Source organism: Snodgrassella sp. CS2, from assembly GCF_050310315.1.
Lineage (GTDB): Bacteria > Pseudomonadota > Gammaproteobacteria > Burkholderiales > Neisseriaceae > Snodgrassella > Snodgrassella alvi_E.
On the sequence record NZ_JBNPBA010000001.1, the window covers coordinates 730,109 to 755,263 of the forward strand.

Here is a 25,155-nt window from a genome sequence, read left to right on the forward strand (position 1 = left end):
AAAACCAGTATTCCAAGCATCGAAAATAGAAATTTATAGAAACTTTTAAAGGTAAAACAGATGATAACTGATAATTAAGCAGTATTAAAATTTATAGCGATGTAAGCCATATAAATTTTTAGTGAGATTATATTAAAAAATTTAATTATGATGTATTATAATGAATATTTTTGCTATTTATACCAAATACATTAGATAGAAATGTTTGAAAAGTTTTTTTTATTAATTTTTTTATTATGTGGGCTAAATAAGTTTGTTTGGTCAGAAGATAACTTAAATCATACTAATCCAGCAAATCAAAGTAAATTAAAATTACAAGAAAAAGATGCAGATATAGAACAGAAAAAGCCAGAATTTTATTCAAGCATGACACCCCAACAAGCAAAGCAATTTGCGGTTGATTTGTTTCATAAAATCGATATTGATGAAAAAAATATTTTAAATGCTTATAAGCAAGGTGATTATAAGACAATAAATCAATATCTAATGTATGATATAAATGATTACATAACAAAACCATATAGCGAAGTAGAAGACAAATTTTGTCTCATAAAAAAATATTTTCCTTTCAATGAGGAGATGTTTCCTTATCTTCTTTGTGATAGAGCATTGATAAATTTTACTACCTATACAACTAGTCTTTTAAATAAATTACAATACCCAGATGATGAATATCATGATGCTTTAGTATTAAAAAATAGGCTTAATTTTGAGAAAGCAAAGTATTTATGCTACATGAAAATTACTATGGATTATGAGGAAGCTTCAAAAGATTAATACATTTACTATGCTCTTAGTAAAATAAAAGTTATAAATTGAAAAATATTTTTCAAATTTATATTTTATAAAATTAAGTATATAACATATTTAAATAATAACTAAATTTTTTTATAAAAATATTATTTCTTTTTTGATGTTTATACACAGAGTTAGAAAATAAGTTTTATATTAACAACAAATGACAAATATACACTTAAACCGAAACTAAATCATTTCAGCTTGATAGGATAATTCTTCAAATTTTTAAAATTATTCGTTTCGATAGAAATAAATTTTAACGGATAAATTTGAACTATACTTTTTAATAACTCTATAAATTAATCACATTTGTATAAACAGCGTTTCAAAACTATTATTTAAACATTCTTTCTAATAAAAACGCATTCCAAAAGGTGTTTTTACTCAATCAAACGTTATAATTCTGCTTCAATACCAGCACATTGCCCTTAATCTCAGCAATACACTGCCCCAAACCACCATCCAGCGCACTGAGATAGCCATTGAACTGGAGCATTTCCTTAGCATCCACCAACGCCATACAACCTAAAGCATTGCATTCGGCCAACAGCTTACTCTGCGTATGCGCTATTTCATGCAGAACATGTACTTCTTCACCACAACAACCGAGTGAATAATTAATTACCGCTGGGCTGATATTTTTTCTGTTCAGCGCTTAATTAATTGTTGCAAATAATAGACATAGCCGCGGCATTTTGCAACAAAGAAGTAGCGCCATCATGAAAATCAGAGTTAATGGAATTTATATTTCCGCCTTAGACTATCCAAAACATAAAGCTTTGCAAATAAACAAATCTTACGATTCCTGCTTTACCCGATAGGTCGGCTGATTTTCCTCTATTTCAATTTTTTTCAGCTTGTCACAACTGGGCGTACCAGCAAAATCTTTAAAAGGCGACTCCTGCTCATTTTTGCAATTTTCTTTAAGCCTTATTTTATCAAACTGCGAAGGTTTATAAGCAAAAACATTGCTTAAAGAGCAAGATAACAATATAGCCAGAACAATAGAGGCAAAACCGTTTTTCATTACCTTTAATCCTTTGTCACCAGATAATATTTAACCTGTTAATTGAATTTGTGTTTTGCTGTGATTCAAATAACAGACAAAATCATCACTTTTACTTATTAATTTGTTTAAGTCCTTTATATAACGGTATAAATGAAACCTGAATCCATTACCATAATACAATATTACCATCAATAATTAAGTAATTTCCATTACTAACAGATAAATTGAAAATAAATTAATTTTCTTGTTTCATAGTAAAATTTTTATTTTGCCCTTTTGAATGATTTAATTTATAAAAATAATTTAATACCGGTAAATTAAGTCTGTTTTGATTAGATTTAGAAATAAAGAATATTTTTATTCAAATTAATTTGACATTACTTATAAAATACTATTTTTATTTGTATCTAATTTTGAATAAAACCGCAGATGAATTTAAAGTAGATTGAATAAAGTTTATTACATTTTTATTTGATAAATATACTGGTATATTGATATTTTAGCAAAAATCCACTCACCCACACAATTTGACACATCTATGCCCACTTAGGGATAATTCGCACGCTTATTAAGCACGCGCCTATCGTCTAGTGGCCGAGGACACCGCCCTTTCACGGCGGCAACCGGGGTTCGAATCCCTGTAGGCGTGCCAAATTGCGAAGCTAAATTAATTGCTTAGATTATAAATCTGATTATTCAATTTTTTTAAGTATTGTTCAAAATTTTATCAGTCCAATTCTATTTATTTTTAATTACTGCATTCCTTAACTATTTTCTCTATGTTGTTGACTAGGATTGTATCTTGGTTAAAGGCAGTCTAATTAAGCTACCGTAACAAAAAAACAGCGTTTTAACACGCTGTTTTTTTGTTACTTCTCTAATTTCTATTTTCTAATAATGCGTCTTATCAAGAAAATAATAGCGCAAGCAAAGAATACCAGTCCCAATAGCTCACTCATTTTATCCCAGTTATGCAAATTCAGAGCCAGCGGCGCTTCTCCTTCACCTAACGCAATGGAAACCACAATTACCATGGCCATGACCACGCCAACAATACTTTCACCAACAATCAAGCCAGCTGCCAGTAAAGTTCCACGGCGGTCAGTGCCTTTTAGCTCACGCTGCTGTGTTTTAGGGTCGCTGTATCGATTTCTAATGTGACGCATACAGAAGTATGAAAGTACGGTGCCAATAAAAATGGGCATATTTACAGAAGCAGGCAGGTAAATGCCCATACCTACTGCCAATGGAGGCACACTCCAGCCCGGGCGCAGTTTTTTGACTACTAAATCCAGAAGGATAAGAAATATACCTAGGAAGACACCTATTTTAATATAGGTCCATTCCAGATTATGGGAGAAAATACCTTTGGCTATAGTAGTCATCAGCGTAGCCTGCGGCGCAGACAATGCCTGTGCTGCATCCATATTTGCTCTTGGCAACGCGCCAGTAAAGCCATAAGCGTTATATAGCAATTCCAGTACTGGCGAAATAACAATGGCACCAACAATACAGCCGATAATCAGGGCAACCTGTTGACGCCATGGAGTGGCGTGCACGAGATGGCCGGTTTTTAAATCCTGCAAATTGTCATTTGAAATAGTAGAAATAGCCATGACTACAGATGCTGTAAACAACGCCAGTGCGGTCATAAACTGGTTGCCACCTGCCATAGCAAAGATGCCACTTGACTGGCCAATTACCATGAATACTAAAGATATAATAACAATTGAAACGATTCCGATACTGGATATTGGGCTTGAAGAAGAACCAATCAGGCCGGCCATGTAGCCACTGGCCGCAGCCACAAGAAAACCAATAATAAATGCCATAATTGTGGCACAAGCTACCAGCGCACAGGCAAGTCCAACGGATATATGCACAGAGGAAATAAAACTATAAAAGGTGGCTGCCAAAATAATCAATGTAGCAAGCACAATAAGTAGCATGGTTTTAGGAGATAAATCCTGATTCACCCGTTCCTGTGTCTGTGCGCTATCTGAGCTGGAACTAAAAGCCAGAAAAGATAGCTTCATGCCCTCAAGCATTGGTTTGAACAGGGTGATTAAAGTCCAGATTGCTGCCACGGCTATTGCCCCAGCGCCAATATAACGAACTTTGGTAACCCACAAATTGATGGCAAAATCAATCATGCTTGCATGTTCAGGCATGGGTGTGGTGCTGGTAAAATACGGTACTGCTATGCCCCATGAGAAAAACATACCCAATAAGACGGCTATACCACCCGTAATTCCTACCAGCCAGCCGGCACCCAGTAGAGCAAGTGAGAATCCCATGGGTACCTGAAAAACTGCGCCCCCTACTTTAAACCAAGCGCTAGCGCTTTCGCTAATTATGCGCAATCCACTGACCAAAAAGCTGAATATACCTGAGAGTATACCGCCGGTAACAATTTGTTTTACTCCACTTTGTGGTTCCTGAGCATCAGCATCGTTCTGCGGCTGATTGTGATCTCCGGCTTTGAGTATTTCGGCAGCAGCCAAGCCTTCTGGATAAGGTAAATCACTTTTAACAACCAGTACATGGCGCAGGGGTACGGTAAAAATAACACCCAAAATACCACCAGCCACACATATTAAAGTGGTCTGCCAGAAGGGAAAGCCTTGCCAGTAGCCAATCATCAGCAGGCCGGGTAAGACGAAAATTATTGAAGACAATGTTCCGGCGGCTGAAGCCTGTGTTTGTACCATATTGTTTTCAAGAATATTTGAGCCTTGAAAGCATTTGAGTACAGCCATGGATATCACGGCTGCTGGTATGGATGATGCAAATGTCAGGCCGACTTTTAGCCCCAGATATACATTAGATGCTGTAAAGATAACAGTGATGAGTGCACCTAAGATCATGCCGCGAATGGTTAATTCCCGGTATTGATCGACCGCCGATGAGGTGGTTGAGGGGTGTTGCATGTAATAACTCCATAAAGATGCGGACTGGAATAATAGCAATAATTCTGAAATTTCTGGATATTAATTTATTCTTTTACCGCCGCTATTTTGGACAAAAAGCTGCATTGTACAAACTGGTCTGTGTTTTTTCATTAGATTTTAAGAATCTAATGTAAATAATATTTATTTTATTTTTTATTAGGTTAATTGGGTTTAAATCAGCTGGTGATATTTCATTATTTATTGAAATCGTTTCTTTTCCAGCCGTTTGTTGTCAAGCCTGATACTGATGTCTATACTGGGCATTTTTATCAAGCTGTGTATTTGTCATGAGTTTCGTTCTGGTTTTACAGCATGCTGATTTGCTTTCCTGTGATTTGTCTGCATTAGATGCAATTATGCCTATTTCACCTGAGTACAGTTTCAATAAATCAGTATTACGCTTACCAGTACAGAAAGAATTCAAGCTTGAAGAGGCAGTACAAGCTAAGCTACTGGCACAGCATATTGATTTTGCTATTCTACCGGATGAGCGTTTTGCTGACTTGGGACTGATTGTCAGCGATATGGATTCAACCCTGATTACGATTGAATGTGTGGATGAAATTGCGGCCGGCGTAGGTCTGCAGGCAGAAGTTACAACAATTACTGAACGCTCAATGCGCGGAGAAATTGACTTTGAGCAATCATTACGTGCTCGGGTAGCATTGTTAAAAGGGTTACCGGTTACTGAACTTAACCGAGTATATGACGAAGTTTTGAAATTATCACCGGGAGCCGAATGGCTGCTACAGCAATGTCGAGAATATGGGGTAAAGTTTATGCTGGTTTCAGGTGGCTTTACTTACTTTACTGATCGTCTCAAACAGCAATACGGGCTTGATTACACATATGCCAACCAATTAGTAGTGCAAAACGATATGTTAACTGGCGAGCTAACCGGCCGTATTATCGATGCACAGGCTAAAGCAGATTTACTGGCAGAATATTCAGCAATGCTAGGATTGGCTAAGTCTCAGATTGTGGCTATGGGTGACGGTGCCAATGATATTCCGATGTTACAAGCTGCTGGTTTTGGTGTAGCTTATCATGCCAAACCCAAAACTCAGGCTGCCACGACCATTAGTGTCCGTTTTGGTGGTTTGGATGCGGTGCGCAAATGGTTCCGCTGATATTTAGTTTTGTCTTACAGACTTGTATTAAAAACTCATTGCAATTAATTTAGAATTAAGAATAATCACATAGTTACATAGATATTTTTAGGAATACACTTATGTACCCGATAGCTGAGCCATATCAGTCTGGCCTGTTGCAAGTTTCTGCAATTCATCAGATTTACTGGGAAGCAAGCGGTAATCCGGCTGGCAAGCCGGTAGTTTTTTTGCATGGCGGACCGGGTGCAGGAGCTTCACCAGCTTGCCGAGGTTTTTTTAATCCAGAAAAATACCGCATCATTATAATAGACCAGCGTGGCTGCGGCCGCTCCCTACCTTATGCTTGTATTGATGACAATACCACTTGGGATCTGGTAGAAGATATAGAAAAAGTACGCCGAATGCTTCAGATTGAGCGATGGCAAGTCTTTGGCGGTTCTTGGGGCAGTTCGTTGGCATTAGCCTATGCTAAAACTTATCCGCATCGAGTGACCGAGCTAGTACTTCGAGGAATATTTTTATGCCGTCCACATGAAATGGATTGGATCAATCAGCAGGGTGCCAATCGTTTTTTTCCTGAAGCATGGAAAAATTACCTTGCTCCGATTGCTGTGGATAAACAACACAATCTGATTGATGCCTATCATGAGTTGCTTTGCCATCCCTATACCGACGAAGCCTCCCAGCTTAATGCAGCTCGAGCATGGGCACAGTGGGAAAGCAATATTGTTCATTTGGAACCAGATCAAGCCGGTGTGGATGAATATGACGATTCTTATAAAGCATTAGCAATCGCTCGCATTGAAAATCATTATTTTGTTCATCGCTGCTGGCTGGCGAGTGAATTTGCTTTACTAGAAAATATTCAAGTGTTGGCTGATATACCGATGGTGATTGTTCAAGGGCGCTATGATATGTGCACACCGTTTGAAAGTGCTTGGGAGTTAAAACAGGCTTTGCCTCATGCCAAGCTGGTGGTCACCATAGCGGGACATTCTGGATTTGAACCAGCCAATCAAGCGGCATTGGTGGCTGCTACAGATGCTTTTGCTAATCAATAGTTAACCTATACAAGATTAAGCTTTAATTAAAAAGGCCTGATTCGAATCAGGCCTTTTATGTTGATCAAAATTAACTTTATCTTGCTTAGCAAAATTTCTGAATCAGACTGTATAAACTGCCACTGTGCTGTTCAGCTTTTGCTGCTATGGCATTTTTTGCTATACCCGATACTGGAGAAATGCCATATAAGGCAGTATACCCAAGGTAATTCATTTGCGTATATTCCGCAGATTGTTTTACTGATTGTAAAAAATCATCGATGAGAAAATGATTTACTTTTTGAAAATTAATCTCTGGTTGACCAACCGTCATAGAGACGAGTAATTTTTTATCTTTCAATTTGTTTCCTAGTGAACCATAGGCAAATTGATAAGTGAACACTTGATCAAACCAAATTTTTAATATAGCGGGCATATTAAACCAATACATTGGGTATTGAAGAATAATAAGCTTATGACGAAGCAAAGCTTGTTGCTCGGCATCAACATCAATCTGATAATCAGGATATAAGTTGTAAATATTTCTAATCTCTATATCCGGTAGTCTTACAGCTAAGGATTCGGAGATTGTTTTGTTTGCAATAGAGTTTTTAAAATCTGGGTGCGCCAGTATCATTAGGGTCATGATTTTTCCTCAATAAACTATAAAAATTTTATGTACTCAAATAATTTTAGTAGAATTTAGAAAAAATACTATAACTATCAAATATGAGAGTTAGGAAAAAAATCATGCATACAGATGATTCCTGTGCGATTACCCATCGTGGTAAACGCTATCATTGCAATATTAGTTTAGCTATGAATCTAATTGGCGGTAAATGGAAAGGTGTGATTCTTTATTATTTAGGTAATCAACCAAAAAGATTTAGTGAACTCAGAAAAAATATGCCAGATATTACTGAAATGACGCTAAGCCTTCAGCTTAAACAGCTAGAGAAAGATGAGTTAATTACTCGAACGGTGAAAGGTGATAAACCTCCCGTACAAGTGAGCTATGCACTTACCAACAAAGGTCATTTACTTAGCCCGATTTTAATGTCTCTATGTAACTGGGCCGAAGTGATTAATGATAAAAATCAAAAAATGCTTTAGGTTTAAGCAGATAAATAATTTTCAATTATGATTTCTGGCCGGTTTATACGATCTGAATGGGTTGGTTTAAATTTGATTCTTTTATTTTGGCTGGTTTCGGCTCTAGCATAATTACTTGATTTAGCCACGAATAAAGTTGACTAAAATTGTCGGGTATTAGATAATTCAGCCATTGTCAATCTATTTCGGGTTTTGTCATGCGTTTAACCACCAAGGGGCGTTTTGCTGTTATTGCCATGCTGGATTTAGCCATGCATGCGCAATCTGGTGCGGTAAACCTGACTGCGATTAGTGAGCGCCAGCGTATTTCCTTATCTTATCTGGAACAGCTTTTTGGCAAATTACGCCGTGCAGGGCTAGTAGAAAGTATCCGTGGACCGGGTGGCGGTTATGTTTTAAGTCATGCAGCCGACCATATCAATATTGCCGATATCATTGCAGCTGCCGAAGACACGATGGATGCAACATTGTGCGGCGGCCATGCAGACTGTCAGGATGGTACGCCTTGCCTGACTCACGATTTATGGGTCAACCTAAATAAAACCATAGACGATTATCTGCGCGGAATTACTTTGCAATGTATCCTGAATCAACAATCTTACCGAAATATCAGTAATGAACAAAAAAGCAGCCTTGAGCAGCCGATTACCTTGATTAATCTGCACTAAAACCAGCGCTGTGATAGATATTTAAAGAGAACACGACAATGACCGTAAAACTTCCTATTTATCTGGATTATTCAGCCACCACGCCAGTAGACCCGCGTGTAGCAGAGAAAATGATTCCCTATCTGACTGAATTCTTCGGCAACCCCGCTTCAAACAGCCACAGTTTCGGCTGGCAGGCAGAAGAAGCAGTAGAAAATGCCCGGAATGAAATTGCTGCATTAATTGGTGCTGATTCTAAAGAAATTATTTTTACGTCCGGTGCCACTGAATCGGATAATCTGGCATTGAAAGGAGCCGCTCAGTTCAACGCCAGTAAAGGCAAACATCTGATTACGGTCAGAACTGAGCACAAAGCTGTACTGGATACGATGCGTGAGCTGGAACGTGAAGGTTTTGAGGTCACTTATCTCGGCGTAAAAGAAAACGGTCTAATTGATTTGGATGAACTGAAAGCAGCAATCCGTCCAGATACAACTGTTGTTAGTGTGATGTGGGTGAATAATGAAATCGGCGTGATTCAGGATATTGCCGCTATCGGAGCAATCTGCAACGAAAAAGGCGTAATTTTTCATGTTGACGCCGCGCAGGCTACCGGCAAAGTACATATTGATGTAAAAGCCAATCAAATTGGCTTGCTCAGTATGTCGGCTCACAAAACCTATGGTCCTAAAGGGATTGGTGCTTTATATGTACGGCGCAAACCGCGTGTACGTCTGAATGCACAGATGCATGGTGGTGGTCATGAGCGTGGTTTCCGCTCTGGCACGCTGGCTACTCATCAGATTGTTGGTATGGGTGAAGCATTCCGTCTGGCACGTTTGGAAATGGATAAAGATAATGCGCATGCTAAAGCTCTGCGTGACCGTTTTCTTAATGCCATCAAAGATGTTGAGGAAGTGTATATTAATGGCGACCTTGAACATCGTGTTTACCAGAATCTGAATATCAGCTTTAATTTTGTGGAAGGTGAAAGCCTGATTATGGCGGTGAAGGATATTGCGGTATCCAGCGGTTCTGCTTGTACTTCAGCAAGTCTGGAACCGAGCTACGTGCTGCGCGCTCTTGGCCGTAATGATGAATTGGCGCATAGTTCGCTGCGTATTACTTTTGGGCGCTTTACTACTGAAGAAGAAGTGGATTACGCTGCCGAACTGATAAAATCCAAAATCGGTAAATTACGCGAGTTGTCACCATTGTGGGAAATGCATCAAGAAGGTATTGATTTAAGTAGTGTGGAGTGGGCAGCTCATTAATCTGCGTGCAATAGTAACCTTCGGTTTCTGCTTTAGTAATCCCGTACAAGGCAACATTCCCTCTAAACCGAGGGCTATTTGATGTGCAGAATTGGATTTTGCCTCTCAGCATAATAATTGTTAAAGGAACATATCATGGCCTACAGCGATAAAGTCATTGATCATTATGAAAATCCACGCAATGTTGGTTCGTTTGAAAAGGGGGACCAGAGCGTGGGCACTGGCATGGTGGGTGCACCGGCCTGTGGCGATGTAATGAAGTTGCAAATCAAGGTAAGCGATAACGGTATCATCGAAGACGCTAAATTCAAAACTTATGGTTGTGGCTCGGCTATCGCCTCTTCCAGCCTAATTACAGAATGGGTAAAGGGCAAAAGTTTGGATGAGGCGCTGGCCATTAAAAACAGTGCCATCGCAGAAGAACTGGCATTGCCACCGGTGAAAATCCACTGCTCAATTTTGGCCGAAGATGCCATCAAGGCTGCTGTAGCAGATTATCGAAAAAAACATAACGAGTGATATGACAATGTTAAGCAGTACCGCAAACAATGATGAATCCACTACGGAAAAAAATGATAATCAGCAGGTTAATGCAGTACGCCTAAACAATATCAGAATGTGTTCCAATCAATTTTGTCTTGAATGTAACGAACCCATTTCACCCGAACGCCAGTTTCAATATCCTGGCACGCGTTTTTGTAGTAATTGTGAGGAAAAAATCGCCGTTAAACGCTCTTTTCTCTCTTCCTATAAACGCCGTTTTAACCGTAACCGTAATCAAACCTGAATGACTAACGCTCATTCAGGCCTCAGTTCTGACAGGAGAGAATATGATTTCTCTGACTGAAAAAGCCGCCCAGCACATCAGTAATTATTTGACCAAACGTGGTAAAGGCGAAGGTATTCGCCTAGGAGTCAAGAATAGCGGTTGTTCAGGCATGGCCTATACACTGGAATTTGTCGACCAAATCCAGCCGGAAGATTTAATTTTTGAGCAACATGGTGTCAAAGTCTTTGTAGACCCCAAAAGCCATGTCTATCTGGATGGTACCGAGCTTGATTTTGTTAAAGAAGGTTTGCAGGAAGGATTTAAGTTTGCCAATCCCAATGCAAAAGATGAGTGTGGTTGTGGCGAAAGTTTTCACGTATAAGCACGAAATATTGCTACCAATAGCGATCACCTACTACCTTGTATCGCATCACAACGAGACATTGACTGCAGAAAAAGCAGATTAACAATCACAAAATTTGCCTTATTACTTTGATGTGACTTCTGCTTCTATCCTGTTATCACCACAAGGTGAAATACATGAACCAATACTTTGCTTTGTTTCAGCTACCCGAACAATTTAACATTGATATTAAACAGCTCGAACAGAATTATCATTTACTGGCTGCACAGTGCCATCCTGACAAATTTGCAGCCAGCAGCAGCTTTGAGCAGAAACAAGCCATGATGATGGCAGCCACGGTAAATGAAGCTTATCGTATTCTATGCAATCCCTTGGATCGTGCGGCCTATCTGTTACAACAGAAAGGCATAGATGCAGATGCACCGGAACACACTCATTTTCCAGCCGAATTTCTGATACAGCAAATGCAGTGGCGCGAAACATTGGAAGATGCACGAGCTGAGGCGGATACAGCTACTCTACATGAATTGGCAACAACCATTCAGCAGGAACAAAACCATTTATATCAAAAACTTGATACCGCTTTTGCGCAGAATCAGGCGGATAAGGCAGCTGAACTGGTGCGTCAGGGGCGTTTTTTATACAAATTAAATGCTGAAATACAAGCTGCATTGCTCTGACACCGTTAACTTCCGCGTCAGAAATATGATTTAAAATAAGTTTAAATCATAAAAGTAACATCTAAAATCAGGACTTAGTTCAAATTATGGCTTTATTGCAAATTGCCGAACCCGGCCTTTCTGCCGCCCCGCATGAGCACCGACGTGCCGTGGGAATCGATTTAGGCACCACCAACAGTCTAGTGGCCACTGTACGCAGCGGTCATGCAGAATGTTTAGCAGACGAACAAGGGCGAATTACCCTGCCTTCAGTAGTCCGTTATCAGCAGAATTGTGCTCCAGAAGTAGGTACAGATGCATTAAAAGCCCAGCGCATTGATCCTTCCAATACCATTAGTTCGGCCAAACGCCTTATTGGCCGAAGTCTGGACGACATTAGAAATCAGCCTGAAACCCATTACCTGCCCTATCGTTTCACCGATGAAGAACGCATCATCAGTATTCAGACCCGCGCCGGTAATAAAACACCTATAGAAGTTTCTGCGGACATTTTGCGCGTGCTGAAAACACGGGCAGAAAATAGTCTAGGTGGCGAACTGGCTGGCGCTGTAATTACCGTACCAGCATATTTCGATGATGCCCAGCGGCAGGCCACCAAGGACGCAGCGCGCCTAGCCGGCTTGCACGTCCTTCGTTTACTTAATGAACCTACTGCCGCTGCCATTGCCTATGGTCTGGATAATGCCGCCGAAGGAACGTTTATTGTTTACGACCTTGGCGGAGGTACATTTGATGTTTCCGTTCTAACATTAAGCCGTGGCTTATTTGAAGTAAAAGCCACCAATGGCAACAGTGCCTTAGGTGGGGATGACTTTGATCAGCGCCTTTTTTGTTGGTTATTAGAACAAAACAAATTGTCTCAGCTTAATGCACAGGACAGCGCCCTACTGCAATCACTTTCGCGCGCAGCTAAAGAATCTTTAACCACTGAACAATCAACCACCATAGCTGCTACGCTTTCCAATGGTCAACAAATAGTCACTGATATTAGCCGAGATACGTTCCATCAGCTTACACAACCACTGGTAGCCAAAACACTGGAGCCGGTTAAACAGGCTATGCGTGATGCGAATATCAGCAAAAACGATATAAAAGGCGTTATTATGGTTGGCGGAGCTACTCGAATGCTGCATGTACAGCAGGCTGTAGCTACCTTTTTTGGCCAAACGCCACTGAATAATCTCAATCCCGATGAAGTAGTTGCGCTCGGTGCTGCCATGCAGGCTAATGTGCTGGCCGGAAATAAAAACGATGATGAATGGCTGCTTCTGGACGTTACTCCCCTCTCATTGGGGCTGGAAACGTATGGCGGTTTGGTTGAAAAAATCATTCCGCGCAACAGCACCTTGCCCACCGCTCGCGCCCAAGATTTCACTACATTTAAAGACGGACAGACCGCAATGATGATTCATGTAGTACAGGGAGAACGTGAATTGGTTTCGGATTGCCGCAGTCTCGCCCAATTTACTCTGCGCGGTATCCCGCCAATGGCTGCCGGTGCTGCACGCATTCGGGTGACCTTTCAGGTAGATGCCGATGGCCTGTTATCTGTTTCCGCAAGAGAACAAACTACCGGCGTACAGGCTCATATTGAAGTTAAGCCCTCATACGGATTGGATGATACCGTTATTACTCAGATGCTAAAAGACAGCTTTACCCATGCACAGACTGATGCGCAGCAACGCGCCCATGCGGAAGCAATAGTAGAAGCTGAAAGCATTATTGGCGCAGTCAGCAGCGCCCTAAATCTTGATGCTGATTTACTCAGTACTGCCGAACAGCAAATCATCGACACAGCCTTGGCACAAATCAAATACCAGATGGAAATTGGCAATGCACAGGACATCCGCGATGCCATACAAAAGCTTAGTCATGCCACAGATGAGTTTGCTGCCAGACGCATGAACCGTAATATACAGCGTGCATTACAAGGTAAAAACGTTAGCGATATATAGAATTCAACCACAGACAGCTAAAACTATCTGTACTTACACAGGAGATAAAACAATGTTAAAACTATATTACCTACCAGGTGCATGTTCATTTGTCCCCCACGTAGCTCTACAATGGAGTGGACTGGATTATGTAGCAGAAGAAGTAAGTCGCGATAAAATAAAATCTGCAGAATATCGGGCTCTGAATCCGCAAGGTCAGGTACCTTTACTTGTAGATGGAAACTGGGCACTAAGTCAGAATATAGCTATTATTGATTATATTAATGATTTAGCACCCGATAAAGGTATCTATGGCGCTGCATCAGCTACTGACCCTAAAATACGTGCCAAGGCTCGGCAATGGCTGGCTTTTGCCAATAGTGACCTACATACAAAATTCAAGCCTCTATTCGGGGCAACCAGAATGGTTGATGGTGAAGCTGCTCAGAACAATCTTATTGCTTATGCTAGTAGTGATGTTGAAAACACATTTGCATCGTTAGATAAAATGCTGGCTCAGCAAGATTATTTAACAGGTAATAGCATCAGTATTGCCGATGTTTACATTTTCATTGAAATGCAATGGGCTCAGAGATGTAAAATTGATCTTAGCAAATATCAGCATTTGACTTCTTTTGCTCAGCGGGTAAGCGCTGACAATGGTGTCAACACAGTGCTGAAAGCACAAGGCTTGATATAATAATACTCACTCCGGCGTGGCTGGTAGCAAGAATAGACACCAGCCACGCCTTGCATCATTATGAATGACGGAACAACCATGCCCAAAATCACTGTACTGCCTCACCCACAACTTTGTCCTGAAGGAAAAATATTAGACAATATTCCGTCCGGCACCTCAATTTGTGATGCATTACTTGAGCATGATATTGAAATTGAACACGCCTGCGAGCAATCCTGCGCCTGTACCACCTGCCACGTGCTCGTGCGTCAGGGCTACGACAGCCTACCTGAGCCAAGCGAACAGGAAGAAGATTTACTCGATCAGGCATGGGGGCTCGAAGCCGATTCACGTCTGAGCTGTCAGGCACGTTTGGCAGATAGCGATGTAACCATTGAAATCCCCAAATACACTATTAACCATGCACGTGAAGAACACTGATATCAGAGCACAGCTCAAAATTAACGCTTGGCATCAATATTTTTTTCACTAATTCTTAACAATTAATACAGAATCACATCATGAAATGGACTGATATACATCAGATTGCCGAAGAACTGGCAGACCTTCACGAAGACATCGACCCTACCACCATCCGCTTTACTCGATTGCGCGAACTAGTATTGGCCTTACCAGACTTTGATGACCAGCCAGAGCATTGCGGTGAGCGCGTACTTGAAGCCATTCAGCAAGCATGGATAGATGAAACTGACTGAGCAGAAAAGCATACCAGCAATCAAACCATATCTATCATGACATTTTAAGCAACAAACTCAACTGATAACAGCCAGAACACTATAGCCACCCTTAAGGGCAAATGTTCTGGCTAAAAATAAATTATCCAAATATCTAAGCTTTTTCTGTATTACGCCGTTGCAAACGCCAGCTACAAAACTGCCAGCAGCGGTTGAACACATGGCGATACACAAAAATCGCACACAGCAGGCAGCCACCGGCAGAACCAGCACAAATCAGAAACATGGTCAGCAACTGAAAACGAATGGCCTGATCAGGTGAAGCACCGGCCAGAATCTGTCCGGTAATCATTCCCGGCAGACTCACTAGCCCTACTACACTCAACTGATTAATCGTCGGCAACATCCCAGCGACAACGGCAGATCGTGCCGTATCCCGATAAGCTTCCCAACCACTGGCGCCCATGGACAATAACACTTCTACCCTAGCCTGCTGCTGGCGTAAGTCCTGTGTTAACCGGTCCAGACATAAAGCTACAGCAGTTAAACAATTACCAAGCACCATACCCAAAATCGGAATGACATACTGCGGCGAATACCATGGATGGATATGAAGCACCGCATACAGTCCTACAGCCGCACTTAACCAAGAAGCCAACCACACCGAAGACAGTGCATCACGAGTCAGACCACGATAAACATAGCTACCACGAGAGCGCGCCGAAAATCCGGCTATTAAGGTCATCACAGCAATAATCAGCAGTACCCAATACCATTGATTAGCCGCAAAAATCCATTTAAGCAACAAGCCTACAATGGATAACTGCACCACAGCACGCACAGCAGATATCAAAATCCGTTTCGTTAACCCTAGCTTTAGCCATAATGATACACCGGCACTCACCAAAATCAGCAAAGAAGCCAGAGCCAGCTCAGCAACACTAATATAATTAGTTCCTTGCATTATTGCCTCCCATTCTTTACCGAATGCTTGATGTGCGTTATTCGTCCGGCATCAAAATACCAGATTTCATCACCCACTTCGCTAACTTGTTGCTCACTATGCGAAACCCACATATAGGCAGCCTGCGGATTTGCCCGTTGCCACTGATTAACCAGTTTCTGTACCGTGCGTGCAGAATCCTCATCCAGAGAAGCTGTGGGTTCATCCAGCAACAATACCGGTGGATTCAACTGTAAAATACGCAGCAGACAAACCAATTGCGCTTCACCACCCGATAAATCGGTACCGTCACGCTCCAGAAAATGCTCATCCTTACCCAGATTCTGCAAAACCTGAAGCACATGTTCCGGCTGAAACGTCAAATGCTGATAATGATGCAAAGTATAAGGTAACTGCAAATTATCACGCACCGTACCCGGAATCAATACCGCCTGCTGACGCACATAAGCAATCTGGCTACGGTGCCGTGCAATACTATGTGCATTCAAATTCACAGGCTGATTCTGACAATACAACGTACCAGCAGCAGGTAAATCTAGCAAAGAAATTGTACGTAAAAAAACCGATTTTCCTGCTCCGGATGCACCGCTGATTGCCACACGTGCCCCAGCTCTGAGCTGAAAATCGATGTCCTGTAATAACATTCTGCCATCATCATGGGCGCGCTGACACACACCCTCACCAGATAAAATTGGCGTATTCATGACGAACCACGCAGTTCTTTCGGCAGCACAAACATAATATTTTCCTCCACACCCTCACCTTCGGTAACTGTTGGATATCCCCAGGAAACAATCGTCTGTACAACATCATTAACCAGTACCTCCGGTGCTGACGCACCGGCAGTAACACCTACACGGCGCTTGCCGGAAAACCACTCAGTCTGCAGACAGCTGGCATTATCTACCATATAAGCATCAACACCCAGCAAAGCTGCCACTTCGCGTAAACGATTACTATTCGAACTGTTAGGAGACCCTACCACAATTACCACATCACAAGTAGCGGCTAACTTCTTTACCGCCTCCTGACGATTGGTGGTTGCATAACAAATATCCTCTTTATGCGGACTTTTAATGTGAGGAAAACGCTGTTTCAACGCAGCAATAATACCGCTGGTTTCATCTACCGATAGCGTTGTCTGGCTCACATGCGCCAGCTTTTCTTCATTGCGGACCTGTAAACCTGCCACATCAGCAACTGTTTCCACCAGCAGCATTGCCCCCGGCGGCAGTTGCCCCATCGTACCTTCTACTTCCGGATGACCCTTATGCCCGATCATCACAATCTGATATCCCTGCTCATCAAGACGAGATACCTGTCTGTGGACTTTCGTTACCAAAGGACAAGTAGCATCAAAAATACGGAAACCACGCGCCTCCGCTTCTTGCTGTACCGCCTGCGATACTCCATGTGCCGAATAAATCAACGTTGCATCAGGTGGCACATCATCCAGACTCTCAATAAACACTGCGCCCTTGTTACGCAGATTATCAACAACAAACTTATTATGTACCACTTCATGGCGTACATAAATCGGTGCACCATATTCTTCCAAAGCCCGTTCTACAATACTGATGGCTCGGTCAACACCAGCACAGAATCCACGCGGATTAGCCAGTAAAATCTTTTTGTCGCTCATTCAACTTCCCGTTAACTGGCTGATTTCACCAAAATTAAACCAATCAAGCTGCCTTACTCTTCTGATGAAAAATACTTTCCAGCACCAGCAAAACCGCACCGACACAAATCAGACTATCCGCAACATTAAACGCCGGATAAAACCAATTATGGTAGTAAAACAACAGAAAATCAACCACATGACCATGGATCAACCGATCAGCAACATTACCAGCCGCACCACCAATAATCAACGCAGCAGCCACTTTACCTATTGTTCCGAATTCATCACGGATAATCCCACGCAGGAGGTAAATACAAATTACCAGCGCCAGTCCCATAAAGAAAAACTTCTGCCATCCACCCGCATCTGCAAGGAAACTAAATGCCGCGCCTGGATTATAAGCCAGCGTCAAATCAAAAAATCCCGGTATTACCGCAATTCGTTCCAGATAATGAACATTCTGCAATATCAGATATTTCGTTAGCTGGTCTGCCAAAAGACCCAGTACGATAATGGCACCATATAAAAACAGTTTTTTACGTTGCATAACCATCCTTAAAACCAGAACAGGCGTGACCGACTAAATCTGCCACACCTGAATCATTCAAATCAAGCCTAAAAAAACGACAACATTACAGCCGTTACCTAGTCTCAGGCATACAAACGCTTTTCACCGGCACCATCGACATTTTGCACACAGCGACCACAAATAGTCGGGTGCTGAGGGTCGGAGCCCACATCATCAGTATAATGCCAGCAACGCTCACATTTTGTACCCTGATCCACCGATACAGTGGCAGATAACTCTTCTCCAGCTTCTACGGTAACTTTCGCCACCATCAATACAAAACGTAATTCATCACCCAGCGCGGCCACATAAGGCAGCATATCTGTTGGCACCTTAATCGCCACATCAGCCTGTAAAGAAGACCCTACACTCTTATCCGCTCGCAACGATTCAATAGCCACATTCACCGTATCACGCACTGCTAGGATCGCCTGCCATTTCAGTGTTAAGCTATCTACATCAGCTAAAGGCGGGAATTCATGCCCCGTATGGTACAGTACACTATCTTCTTCATCACCACTCAATACTGCCCAAGCCTCCTCAGCAGTAAAGCAAAGAATTGGGCTCAATAAAAGCACCAGATTACGCGTAATATGATACAAAGCAGTTTGCGCACTACGTCGTCCATGGCTGCCAGCCTGCATTGTATATAAACGGTCTTTCAGAATATCCAGATAAAACGCACCCATATCTTCTGAACAGAAATGGACAATATCCTGTACCGCAAAATGGAACGCATAACGGGCAAAATAATCATCAGCCACACGCTGCTGCAATTGCTGTGCCAAAACCAGTGCATAACGGTCTAGCTCCAGCATCTCATCCACTGGCACCGCATCTGTAGCCGGATTGAAATCACTCAAATTCGCTAACAGGAAACGTAGCGTATTCCGCAGACGCCGGTAGCTTTCTGACACTCGTTTTAAAATTTCATCTGAAATTGCCAGCTCACCGGAATAATCAGTAGAAGCCACCCACAAGCGCAGAATATCTGCACCCAGACTATCATTTACCTTCTGTGGTGCTACTACATTACCCACAGATTTAGACATTTTCTGCCCGTTGCCATCCACCACAAAACCATGTGTCAGCAACTGTTTATACGGCGCACTGCCAACCGTAGCACAGGCAGTTAGCAGCGAAGACTGAAACCAGCCGCGATGCTGATCAGAGCCCTCCAGATACAAATCTGCAGGCCATGCCAGCTCAGGGCGCTGACGCAGTACTGCGTAATGCGTACTGCCCGAATCAAACCAAACATCCAGCGTATCTGGCAATTTATCATACTCATCCGCATCTGCGCCCAAAAGCTCATGCTTATCCAGCGCAAACCACGCCTCAATACCATGCTGCTCAATCCGCTTAGCCACCTCTTCCAGCAATTCAGCCGAACGTGGATGGAGCTGACCAGTTTCCTTATGGGCAAAAAAGGCCATTGGTGTGCCCCAGTAACGCTGGCGAGATACCACCCAGTCTGGACGACCTTCAATCATAGCCTCCAGACGCGCGCGTCCCCATGCCGGAAAAAACTCAGTCAACTCTACAGCATCCATCGCCTTATTACGCAGAGTCTTGCCATCCGTACCTTCTTTATCCATACCAATAAACCACTGGCCAGTAGCACGGTAAATCAAAGGCGTTTTATGGCGCCAGCAATGCGCATAACTATGAGTAATTTTTCCATTCGACAGTAATCTGCCCTCTTCGGCTACCCAATCAATCACCACCGGATTACCTTCCCAGACCGTCATCCCTGCCAATCTGGGCACATCACTGATATATCGTCCCTCAGCATTCACTGGGTTATATAACTGAATCCCATACCGCAAGCAGGCAAAATAATCGTCCAGACCATGTGCAGGTGCCGTATGTACCAGACCTGTACCAGCCTCAGTAGTCACATGCTCACCCAGTAAAACCGGAATATCTCGATTCAGAAATGGATGATTCAAATGCAGATTCTCTAGTTGTCGTCCTACAACTTCAGCCAGTACCGCAGTATCATCCACATCGAAACCAAAACGTTCCAAAGCTGCTTCAGCTAGCTCTTTAGCCAACACCAGCTTACCTTTTGGAGTATCAAACAACTGATAAACAACGTCCGGCCCCACACAAATTGCCTGACTGGCCGGCAAAGTCCACGGCGTAGTTGTCCAGATAACCGCATAGGCTTCGCCTAAAATCTCATTCAGACCAAACACAGTAGCCAGCGCCGCGTTATCCTTAAACTGATACGCCACATCAATCGCAAAAGAAACCTTATCTTTATATTCAACTTCAGCTTCTGCCAGCGAAGAACCACAATCCAAACAGAACTGCACCGGTTTCTCACCCCGATACAAATAGCCGCCTTGCTGAATCTTTCCCAGTGTACGGACAATATCCGCCTCAGTCTGATAATCCATCGTCAGATACGGATGCTCCCAGTCGCCCAGCACCCCCAGACGCATAAAATCCTGTCTCTGGCGCGCAATCTGTTCCCGCGCATATTCACGGCACAGCTCACGGAATTTAGCAGCCGGAATATTCTTACCGTGCTTCTTTTCTACCATCAGCTCAATCGGCAAACCATGACAATCCCAGCCCGGCACATATGGCGCATCAAAACCAGCTAGCGTCTTACTGCGGATAATAATATCCTTCAATACCTTATTCACTGCATGGCCGATATGAATATCACCGTTCGCATACGGTGGGCCATCATGCAGAATAAATTTCGGTCGTCCAGCAGCCAGCTTACGCAGCTTCTGATAACGTTTCTGTTCATACCATGATTTCAGCCAGCTACCTTCACGCTTGGCTAGATTACCGCGCATTGGAAACGGCGTGTCCAACAAATTTACAGTTTTACTATAGTCAGTCATGACTTTCTCTTTAAAATATATCCGTTAATTCAATAATCTAAAAATCAGTATTATTTTACGGCCACCCGAACGCCACTTAGCAATTCAGGCAGCCTGCCATATTCGTGCCGCATCCATATCAGCAAAAATCTGAGCCTGCAACGCTGCCAAAGAATCAAACTTCAGCTCATCACGCAACTTATGCAGAAAATGTATCCCTAAGCGCTGACCATACAAATTGGCAGCACAATCAAAAATATGTACTTCAAGCTTCTGCTGGCTACCCGTAGAAACCGTCGGATTTTTACCAAAACTGGCCACACCACGTTTACGTCCGAAAGCACCAGTTACATCCACCACAAAAACCCCATTAAGCGCATAATGCAAAGCTGGCAGATGCACATTTGCCGTTGGGCAGCCCAATTCGCGACCCAGCTTGGCACCATGTTTCACTCGACCACTGAGCACATACTCATGTCCCAGCAGCAACTGCGCATAAGCTAGGTTACCAGCAGCCAGCGCCATACGAACTGCCGTACTCGAGGCACGTACATCTTCAACCACAACAGATGGCGTTCTCTCTGTTACAAAAGCCTCCTGAGCCTGCAATAAAGCAAAATCACCGCTGCGATGGGCTCCAAAACGAAAATCATCACCCACCAGCAAATAGCGTGCTGATAACTTTTCAATCAGCACCTGCCGGATAAAATCCATCGGTTGCATCAATGCAAACTGCTGATTAAACCGCAGCACATACACCGCATCCACACAACCACTTTCAGCAAGCAAATTCAGCTTATCCCGCAGCGGCGACAACCGGTAAGGCAAAGACTTACCTGCCTGCTGCGCAAAAAACTCCTGAGGTTGCGGTTCAAATATCGTCACCACCGAAGCAAGCCCGCGTTTATCAGCTTCCTGACGCAAGCGCAGCAAAATATGGCGATGTCCACAATGCACACCATCAAAATTACCGATTGTTACTGCCGTACCACCAGACCAATCCGGCCGCAGCCCGCTCCCCAACCAAACTTGCATACAATTCTTGAACGAATCAAATAATAAAACACATCATTGTAAACACTTCAGCTCACCTTAGCCAGCGTAATTAAACAGCATTTTCCAACCTCTGCAACCAACAAATCCGCTTTATACTCAACGGCAAACAAATTTTGATACAGATACAACAGCATTTCTTGCTAAAATAGCGCCCACATAACGCCAAGGCTTAGCCCAGCCGGCAGCAATACCCCAAAAACCACCATTAGGTAACACAATGGCCTTTCGTTTCGACATCATCTACGAATACCGTGAAATGTTTTATTACGGTGCGCTCACCACATTAGGCGTCACCCTGATTTCCACATTTATGGGCACCTTACTCGGCCTGATATTCGCCCTCACGCGTATTATCCGCCTCGAAAAGGGCGGCCTGCCCATACGCGCACTGGTATGGACACTGCGGCAAATTTCGCTGCTGTATGTCACCATCTTTCGCGGTACACCGCTATTTGTTCAAATTTTCATCTGGTATTTCGTCTGGTTTCCACTGCTCATCAACCCAACTGATGGCCTGATTATCAGCGGAGATCTTGCCGTAGAACTCCGGCGCAGTTATGGCGCACTGATTGCCGGCACACTAGCCTTGTCAGTCAACTCCGGCGCCTACATCACCGAAATCTTCCGCGCTGGCATTCAGTCTATCGACCGCGGCCAATTTGAAGCCTCCCGCTCACTAGGACTCAGCTATACACAAGCCATGCGCTACGTTATCCTGCCACAGGCCATCCGGCGTATGCTGCCACCCATTGGGAATGAATTCATTACTCTTCTTAAAGACAGCTCACTGCTTTCAGCCATCGCTGTGGCCGAACTAGCCTTTGCCGCCCGCGCCGCAGCCGGACGTTACCTAAACTACGAAACCCCACTCTACACCATCGCCATAATCTATTTGATTATGACCATAGCCTTGAGTTGGTTCTTTTCATGGCTGGAAAAAAGATACAATAAAGGTTATCAGCATTAATTTATAATTCACGCAAAAGATATCAAATATAACAATCATACAGAGCGGTTGAAATATATATACCGCTCTATTTTTTTATCCGCTAAAAAATGTTAAAAAACCATACCAAATAAATAGCCTGATCTAAATACATTTATTTTCTCATCTTTAATTAAGTAGCCCACCCAAACAGGTGAAATACAAATAAAAAATAGGCACAGGCAAAATTTGTCATTCCGACTAATATTGATGCATATCGACACTCCAGATGGGAAACCTACATTTACCCTTGTCCATGAAAACCCAGACTAGATTGCTGAACAGGGCAAATGTATGAATGATTTTAAAGTTGGAGCAGCAACTAAAGTTTACACTGCATGGGGCTTCGGCCATTGCGCCCCTTGCTAGCAATCTTAAAAATTAATGTAAATATCAAACTGAATCGACAATTTTTGGCGTGGCATGGGCACTAATGGCAGCATGACTAAATACATGATCGTCTCTGCCAGTCGTTCACTGATGCAAATTTAAAATTACACTTCAAAGAAGTGGCTCGACTCACCGATGCCGCCTTAACTCCATATCATTCCATTAAGCGTTCATCAAACAAGATTAAACCATCTGCTTTTGTATTTGTCATCGGTATTGTTGGCTTAGGACATATGGCAGTCCAAATTCTAAAAAATGTTTATTCTGCCACCATTATTGCCGATGATAAGCTTGAATTAGCAAAAAATACGGTGCCGATTACGTCGTGCGTACTAATAAAGATATTGATACCATTGCCAAAGAAATAACCCGAATTACTGATTCAAAAAATGTGCCGTTATTCTCGACTTCGTCGGTTACAATCCAACATTGGCCTTAGGGGCCAAAACTGTTGGTTTGGGTGGAGACTGGACGGTAGTTGGACTTGGTGGTGGACAATTAAACTGGCATAGCGCCAATCAAGCATGGGGTACATCACTACACACCCCATTCTACGGTTCCCACATAGTAATTTTGACAAATTAGCCAACAGCCTTGATAGGAATTGGTTTAATAATTTTTAAATCAATCCAGAATCTTAACTACGACTTTAGAATTGAATTGAAGCATAAAAAAGCCCAAAAAAAAAATTTCGGGGCTTTTTTTCTATTCAACAAGATTTCTATCAATATCTCCTGTTAAATAAAATTCATTAAATGCTTTTCTGACTTTCGTAAAATCTTCGGTTATGGTTCGATTATCCCACAAATCACCGTATAAACTTACCAAACCCCGAGTTCGATTATTGTCCCAAAAAGTTCTTACTTCATCATCTTCATCATCTTCATCATCTTCATTTCCAGCTAATGGAGCCCTTTTTGAAAACAAGACTAGATATTTTCCATTATCTGCGTAAAGCTTCAATTCGTAAGGAGTCGTACCTTTCACATCATTTTGTATCAGATAAAGTACGCCCTCACTTGAGGCAAATAAATCCAGAGCATTATTTATATCTTCTAGTGTTGGGTTACGATTTACAATTCCATCATTATTTTTATATAGATCACCAACTATTCTTCCATTAAATTTAAATTCTGTTTTCATTTTGGAGTCTCCGTTCTTTCCATTTTACTCATATCAGGTTTCCATTTATAAAATATATCTGCTTCTGTAGTCTCAGCTTTGATATTTAATGAATTCAATTTTGATGCTTTAGCCATTGAAACAATATCATGTCTGCAATAAGTACACACATCCTCTCCCTTAACTCTCATATATGCATTAGCTCCTTCGGTTACAACCTTATCAGCAGCCTGCTGTAGTGCTCCTATTTCTGCATGTGCATTCTTCATATCACCATTTGATTTTGGATTTTTGGATTTTGCTACTTTCTTAGCTATTTCTTGTGTATCAACATTTTATTAAATAAACTCGTTTTTTTTAATTTACCTTTTTACTAAAATCAAATAATCTCTTGTATTAAATTAATAGTAATTTTGACAAATTAGCCAACAGCCTTGATAGGAATTGGTTTAATAATTTTTAAATCAATCCAGAATCTTAACTAAGACTTTAGAATTGAATTGAAGCATAAAAAAGCCCCAAAAAAAATTTCGGGGCT

Annotated in this window: 27 protein-coding genes and 1 tRNA gene; 16 read left to right on the forward strand and 12 right to left on the reverse strand. The window is 42.2% G+C overall.

All coding sequences use genetic code 11. From position 1 onward, the window contains the following. The first annotated feature begins 201 nt into the window (after window positions 1-201). The gene (locus tag ACQP6D_RS03410; protein WP_427857429.1) at window positions 202-777 is read left to right on the forward strand and encodes a hypothetical protein; all 576 of its coding nucleotides are present in this window, start codon (window positions 202-204) and stop codon (window positions 775-777) included. Between the two features lie 409 nt (window positions 778-1,186). Here ACQP6D_RS03410 and ACQP6D_RS03415 read toward each other — a convergent pair whose 3' ends face one another. After that, on the reverse strand, window positions 1,187-1,345 hold the full coding sequence (locus ACQP6D_RS03415; protein ID WP_427857430.1) for a hypothetical protein: 159 nt from the start codon (window positions 1,343-1,345) through the stop codon (window positions 1,187-1,189). A 249-nt stretch (window positions 1,346-1,594) separates the two neighbouring features. After that, on the reverse strand, window positions 1,595-1,825 hold the full coding sequence (locus ACQP6D_RS03420) for a hypothetical protein (protein ID WP_427857431.1): 231 nt from the start codon (window positions 1,823-1,825) through the stop codon (window positions 1,595-1,597). 558 nt (window positions 1,826-2,383) lie between these two features. On the opposite strand from ACQP6D_RS03420, the gene ACQP6D_RS03425 reads away from it, so the two are divergent. After that, a tRNA-Glu gene (locus tag ACQP6D_RS03425) sits at window positions 2,384-2,459 on the forward strand. 232 nt (window positions 2,460-2,691) lie between these two features. Here the strand turns inward: ACQP6D_RS03425 and ACQP6D_RS03430 are convergent. Beyond that, on the reverse strand, window positions 2,692-4,737 hold the full coding sequence (locus tag ACQP6D_RS03430) for an OPT family oligopeptide transporter (RefSeq protein WP_427857432.1): 2,046 nt from the start codon (window positions 4,735-4,737) through the stop codon (window positions 2,692-2,694). 308 nt (window positions 4,738-5,045) lie between these two features. On the opposite strand from ACQP6D_RS03430, the gene serB reads away from it, so the two are divergent. Both serB and pip read left to right on the forward strand, forming a co-directional pair. After that, window positions 5,046-5,888 (forward strand): phosphoserine phosphatase SerB, encoded by an 843-nt coding sequence (serB, locus tag ACQP6D_RS03435; RefSeq protein ID WP_427857433.1) that lies wholly within the window; start codon window positions 5,046-5,048, stop codon window positions 5,886-5,888. Between the two features lie 101 nt (window positions 5,889-5,989). After that, on the forward strand, window positions 5,990-6,931 hold the full coding sequence (gene pip / locus ACQP6D_RS03440; RefSeq protein WP_427857434.1) for a prolyl aminopeptidase: 942 nt from the start codon (window positions 5,990-5,992) through the stop codon (window positions 6,929-6,931). Window positions 6,932-7,016: 85 nt separating this feature from the next. On the opposite strand, the gene ACQP6D_RS03445 is transcribed toward pip, so the two are convergent. Beyond that, entirely contained in the window at window positions 7,017-7,556 is a 540-nt protein-coding gene (locus tag ACQP6D_RS03445; protein WP_427857435.1) for an NAD(P)H-dependent oxidoreductase, read from the reverse strand. Between the two features lie 104 nt (window positions 7,557-7,660). Between ACQP6D_RS03445 and ACQP6D_RS03450 the strand changes: the two genes are divergently transcribed. From ACQP6D_RS03450 to iscX, 11 genes are all read left to right on the forward strand, one after another. Then, window positions 7,661-8,023 (forward strand): winged helix-turn-helix transcriptional regulator, encoded by a 363-nt coding sequence (locus ACQP6D_RS03450; RefSeq protein ID WP_427857436.1) that lies wholly within the window; start codon window positions 7,661-7,663, stop codon window positions 8,021-8,023. Window positions 8,024-8,220: 197 nt separating this feature from the next. Then, entirely contained in the window at window positions 8,221-8,691 is a 471-nt protein-coding gene (locus ACQP6D_RS03455) for an Rrf2 family transcriptional regulator (protein WP_100139742.1), read from the forward strand. A gap of 38 nt (window positions 8,692-8,729) precedes the next feature. Further along, window positions 8,730-9,944, forward strand: a complete 1,215-nt coding sequence (locus ACQP6D_RS03460; RefSeq protein ID WP_100139741.1) for an IscS subfamily cysteine desulfurase — start codon at window positions 8,730-8,732, stop codon at window positions 9,942-9,944. A 135-nt stretch (window positions 9,945-10,079) separates the two neighbouring features. After that, complete coding sequence (iscU, locus tag ACQP6D_RS03465; protein WP_025330175.1) at window positions 10,080-10,463, forward strand: Fe-S cluster assembly scaffold IscU; 384 nt, start codon at window positions 10,080-10,082, stop codon at window positions 10,461-10,463. A gap of 7 nt (window positions 10,464-10,470) precedes the next feature. Continuing rightward, complete coding sequence (locus ACQP6D_RS03470; RefSeq protein WP_267391371.1) at window positions 10,471-10,731, forward strand: TraR/DksA C4-type zinc finger protein; 261 nt, start codon at window positions 10,471-10,473, stop codon at window positions 10,729-10,731. A gap of 43 nt (window positions 10,732-10,774) precedes the next feature. Continuing rightward, the gene (iscA, locus tag ACQP6D_RS03475) at window positions 10,775-11,095 is read left to right on the forward strand and encodes an iron-sulfur cluster assembly protein IscA (protein ID WP_100139739.1); all 321 of its coding nucleotides are present in this window, start codon (window positions 10,775-10,777) and stop codon (window positions 11,093-11,095) included. Window positions 11,096-11,253: 158 nt separating this feature from the next. Next, window positions 11,254-11,757, forward strand: coding sequence for a Fe-S protein assembly co-chaperone HscB (gene hscB / locus ACQP6D_RS03480; protein WP_267391372.1), 504 nt, complete (start codon window positions 11,254-11,256; stop codon window positions 11,755-11,757). Window positions 11,758-11,843: 86 nt separating this feature from the next. After that, window positions 11,844-13,712 carry a Fe-S protein assembly chaperone HscA gene (gene hscA, locus ACQP6D_RS03485; RefSeq protein ID WP_370388597.1) on the forward strand — a complete coding sequence of 623 codons (1,869 nt, stop codon included), beginning with the start codon at window positions 11,844-11,846 and terminating at the stop codon, window positions 13,710-13,712. Window positions 13,713-13,764: 52 nt separating this feature from the next. Next, window positions 13,765-14,391, forward strand: a complete 627-nt coding sequence (locus ACQP6D_RS03490) for a glutathione S-transferase family protein (RefSeq protein ID WP_370388596.1) — start codon at window positions 13,765-13,767, stop codon at window positions 14,389-14,391. 78 nt (window positions 14,392-14,469) lie between these two features. Continuing rightward, a complete protein-coding gene (gene fdx, locus ACQP6D_RS03495) occupies window positions 14,470-14,811 on the forward strand; it encodes an ISC system 2Fe-2S type ferredoxin (RefSeq protein ID WP_100139735.1) in 342 nt (113 codons plus the stop codon). Between the two features lie 80 nt (window positions 14,812-14,891). Beyond that, window positions 14,892-15,086 carry a Fe-S cluster assembly protein IscX gene (iscX, locus tag ACQP6D_RS03500; protein ID WP_370388594.1) on the forward strand — a complete coding sequence of 65 codons (195 nt, stop codon included), beginning with the start codon at window positions 14,892-14,894 and terminating at the stop codon, window positions 15,084-15,086. A 133-nt stretch (window positions 15,087-15,219) separates the two neighbouring features. Here iscX and ACQP6D_RS03505 read toward each other — a convergent pair whose 3' ends face one another. The 6 genes from ACQP6D_RS03505 to ribF form a co-directional block, all read right to left on the reverse strand. Continuing rightward, complete coding sequence (locus ACQP6D_RS03505) at window positions 15,220-16,029, reverse strand: ABC transporter permease (RefSeq protein WP_100139733.1); 810 nt, start codon at window positions 16,027-16,029, stop codon at window positions 15,220-15,222. After that, the gene (locus ACQP6D_RS03510; RefSeq protein ID WP_427857437.1) at window positions 16,029-16,733 is read right to left on the reverse strand and encodes an ABC transporter ATP-binding protein; all 705 of its coding nucleotides are present in this window, start codon (window positions 16,731-16,733) and stop codon (window positions 16,029-16,031) included. Before ACQP6D_RS03510 ends, ACQP6D_RS03505 begins: the two co-directional genes overlap by 1 nt. Beyond that, window positions 16,730-17,671: a 4-hydroxy-3-methylbut-2-enyl diphosphate reductase gene (gene ispH / locus ACQP6D_RS03515; protein ID WP_427857438.1), complete on the reverse strand. Its 942-nt coding sequence runs from the start codon at window positions 17,669-17,671 to the stop codon at window positions 16,730-16,732. Before ispH ends, ACQP6D_RS03510 begins: the two co-directional genes overlap by 4 nt. 43 nt (window positions 17,672-17,714) lie before the next feature. Beyond that, window positions 17,715-18,200, reverse strand: coding sequence for a signal peptidase II (lspA, locus tag ACQP6D_RS03520; protein ID WP_427857439.1), 486 nt, complete (start codon window positions 18,198-18,200; stop codon window positions 17,715-17,717). Window positions 18,201-18,304: 104 nt separating this feature from the next. Continuing rightward, window positions 18,305-21,085 (reverse strand): isoleucine--tRNA ligase, encoded by a 2,781-nt coding sequence (ileS, locus tag ACQP6D_RS03525; RefSeq protein ID WP_427857440.1) that lies wholly within the window; start codon window positions 21,083-21,085, stop codon window positions 18,305-18,307. Between the two features lie 84 nt (window positions 21,086-21,169). Then, window positions 21,170-22,099 (reverse strand): bifunctional riboflavin kinase/FAD synthetase, encoded by a 930-nt coding sequence (gene ribF, locus ACQP6D_RS03530; RefSeq protein ID WP_427857441.1) that lies wholly within the window; start codon window positions 22,097-22,099, stop codon window positions 21,170-21,172. A 238-nt stretch (window positions 22,100-22,337) separates the two neighbouring features. Here ribF and ACQP6D_RS03535 point away from each other — a divergent pair, with 238 nt between their 5' ends. Then, the gene (locus ACQP6D_RS03535) at window positions 22,338-23,087 is read left to right on the forward strand and encodes an amino acid ABC transporter permease (RefSeq protein WP_100156280.1); all 750 of its coding nucleotides are present in this window, start codon (window positions 22,338-22,340) and stop codon (window positions 23,085-23,087) included. Window positions 23,088-24,200: 1,113 nt separating this feature from the next. Here ACQP6D_RS03535 and ACQP6D_RS03540 read toward each other — a convergent pair. Beyond that, a complete protein-coding gene (locus ACQP6D_RS03540; RefSeq protein WP_427857442.1) occupies window positions 24,201-24,638 on the reverse strand; it encodes a DUF6911 family protein in 438 nt (145 codons plus the stop codon). Continuing rightward, on the reverse strand, window positions 24,635-24,934 hold the full coding sequence (locus tag ACQP6D_RS03545; RefSeq protein ID WP_427857473.1) for a cytidine deaminase-like fold-containing protein: 300 nt from the start codon (window positions 24,932-24,934) through the stop codon (window positions 24,635-24,637). The genes ACQP6D_RS03540 and ACQP6D_RS03545 overlap by 4 nt, the downstream gene beginning before the upstream one ends. Window positions 24,935-25,155 lie beyond the last annotated feature (221 nt).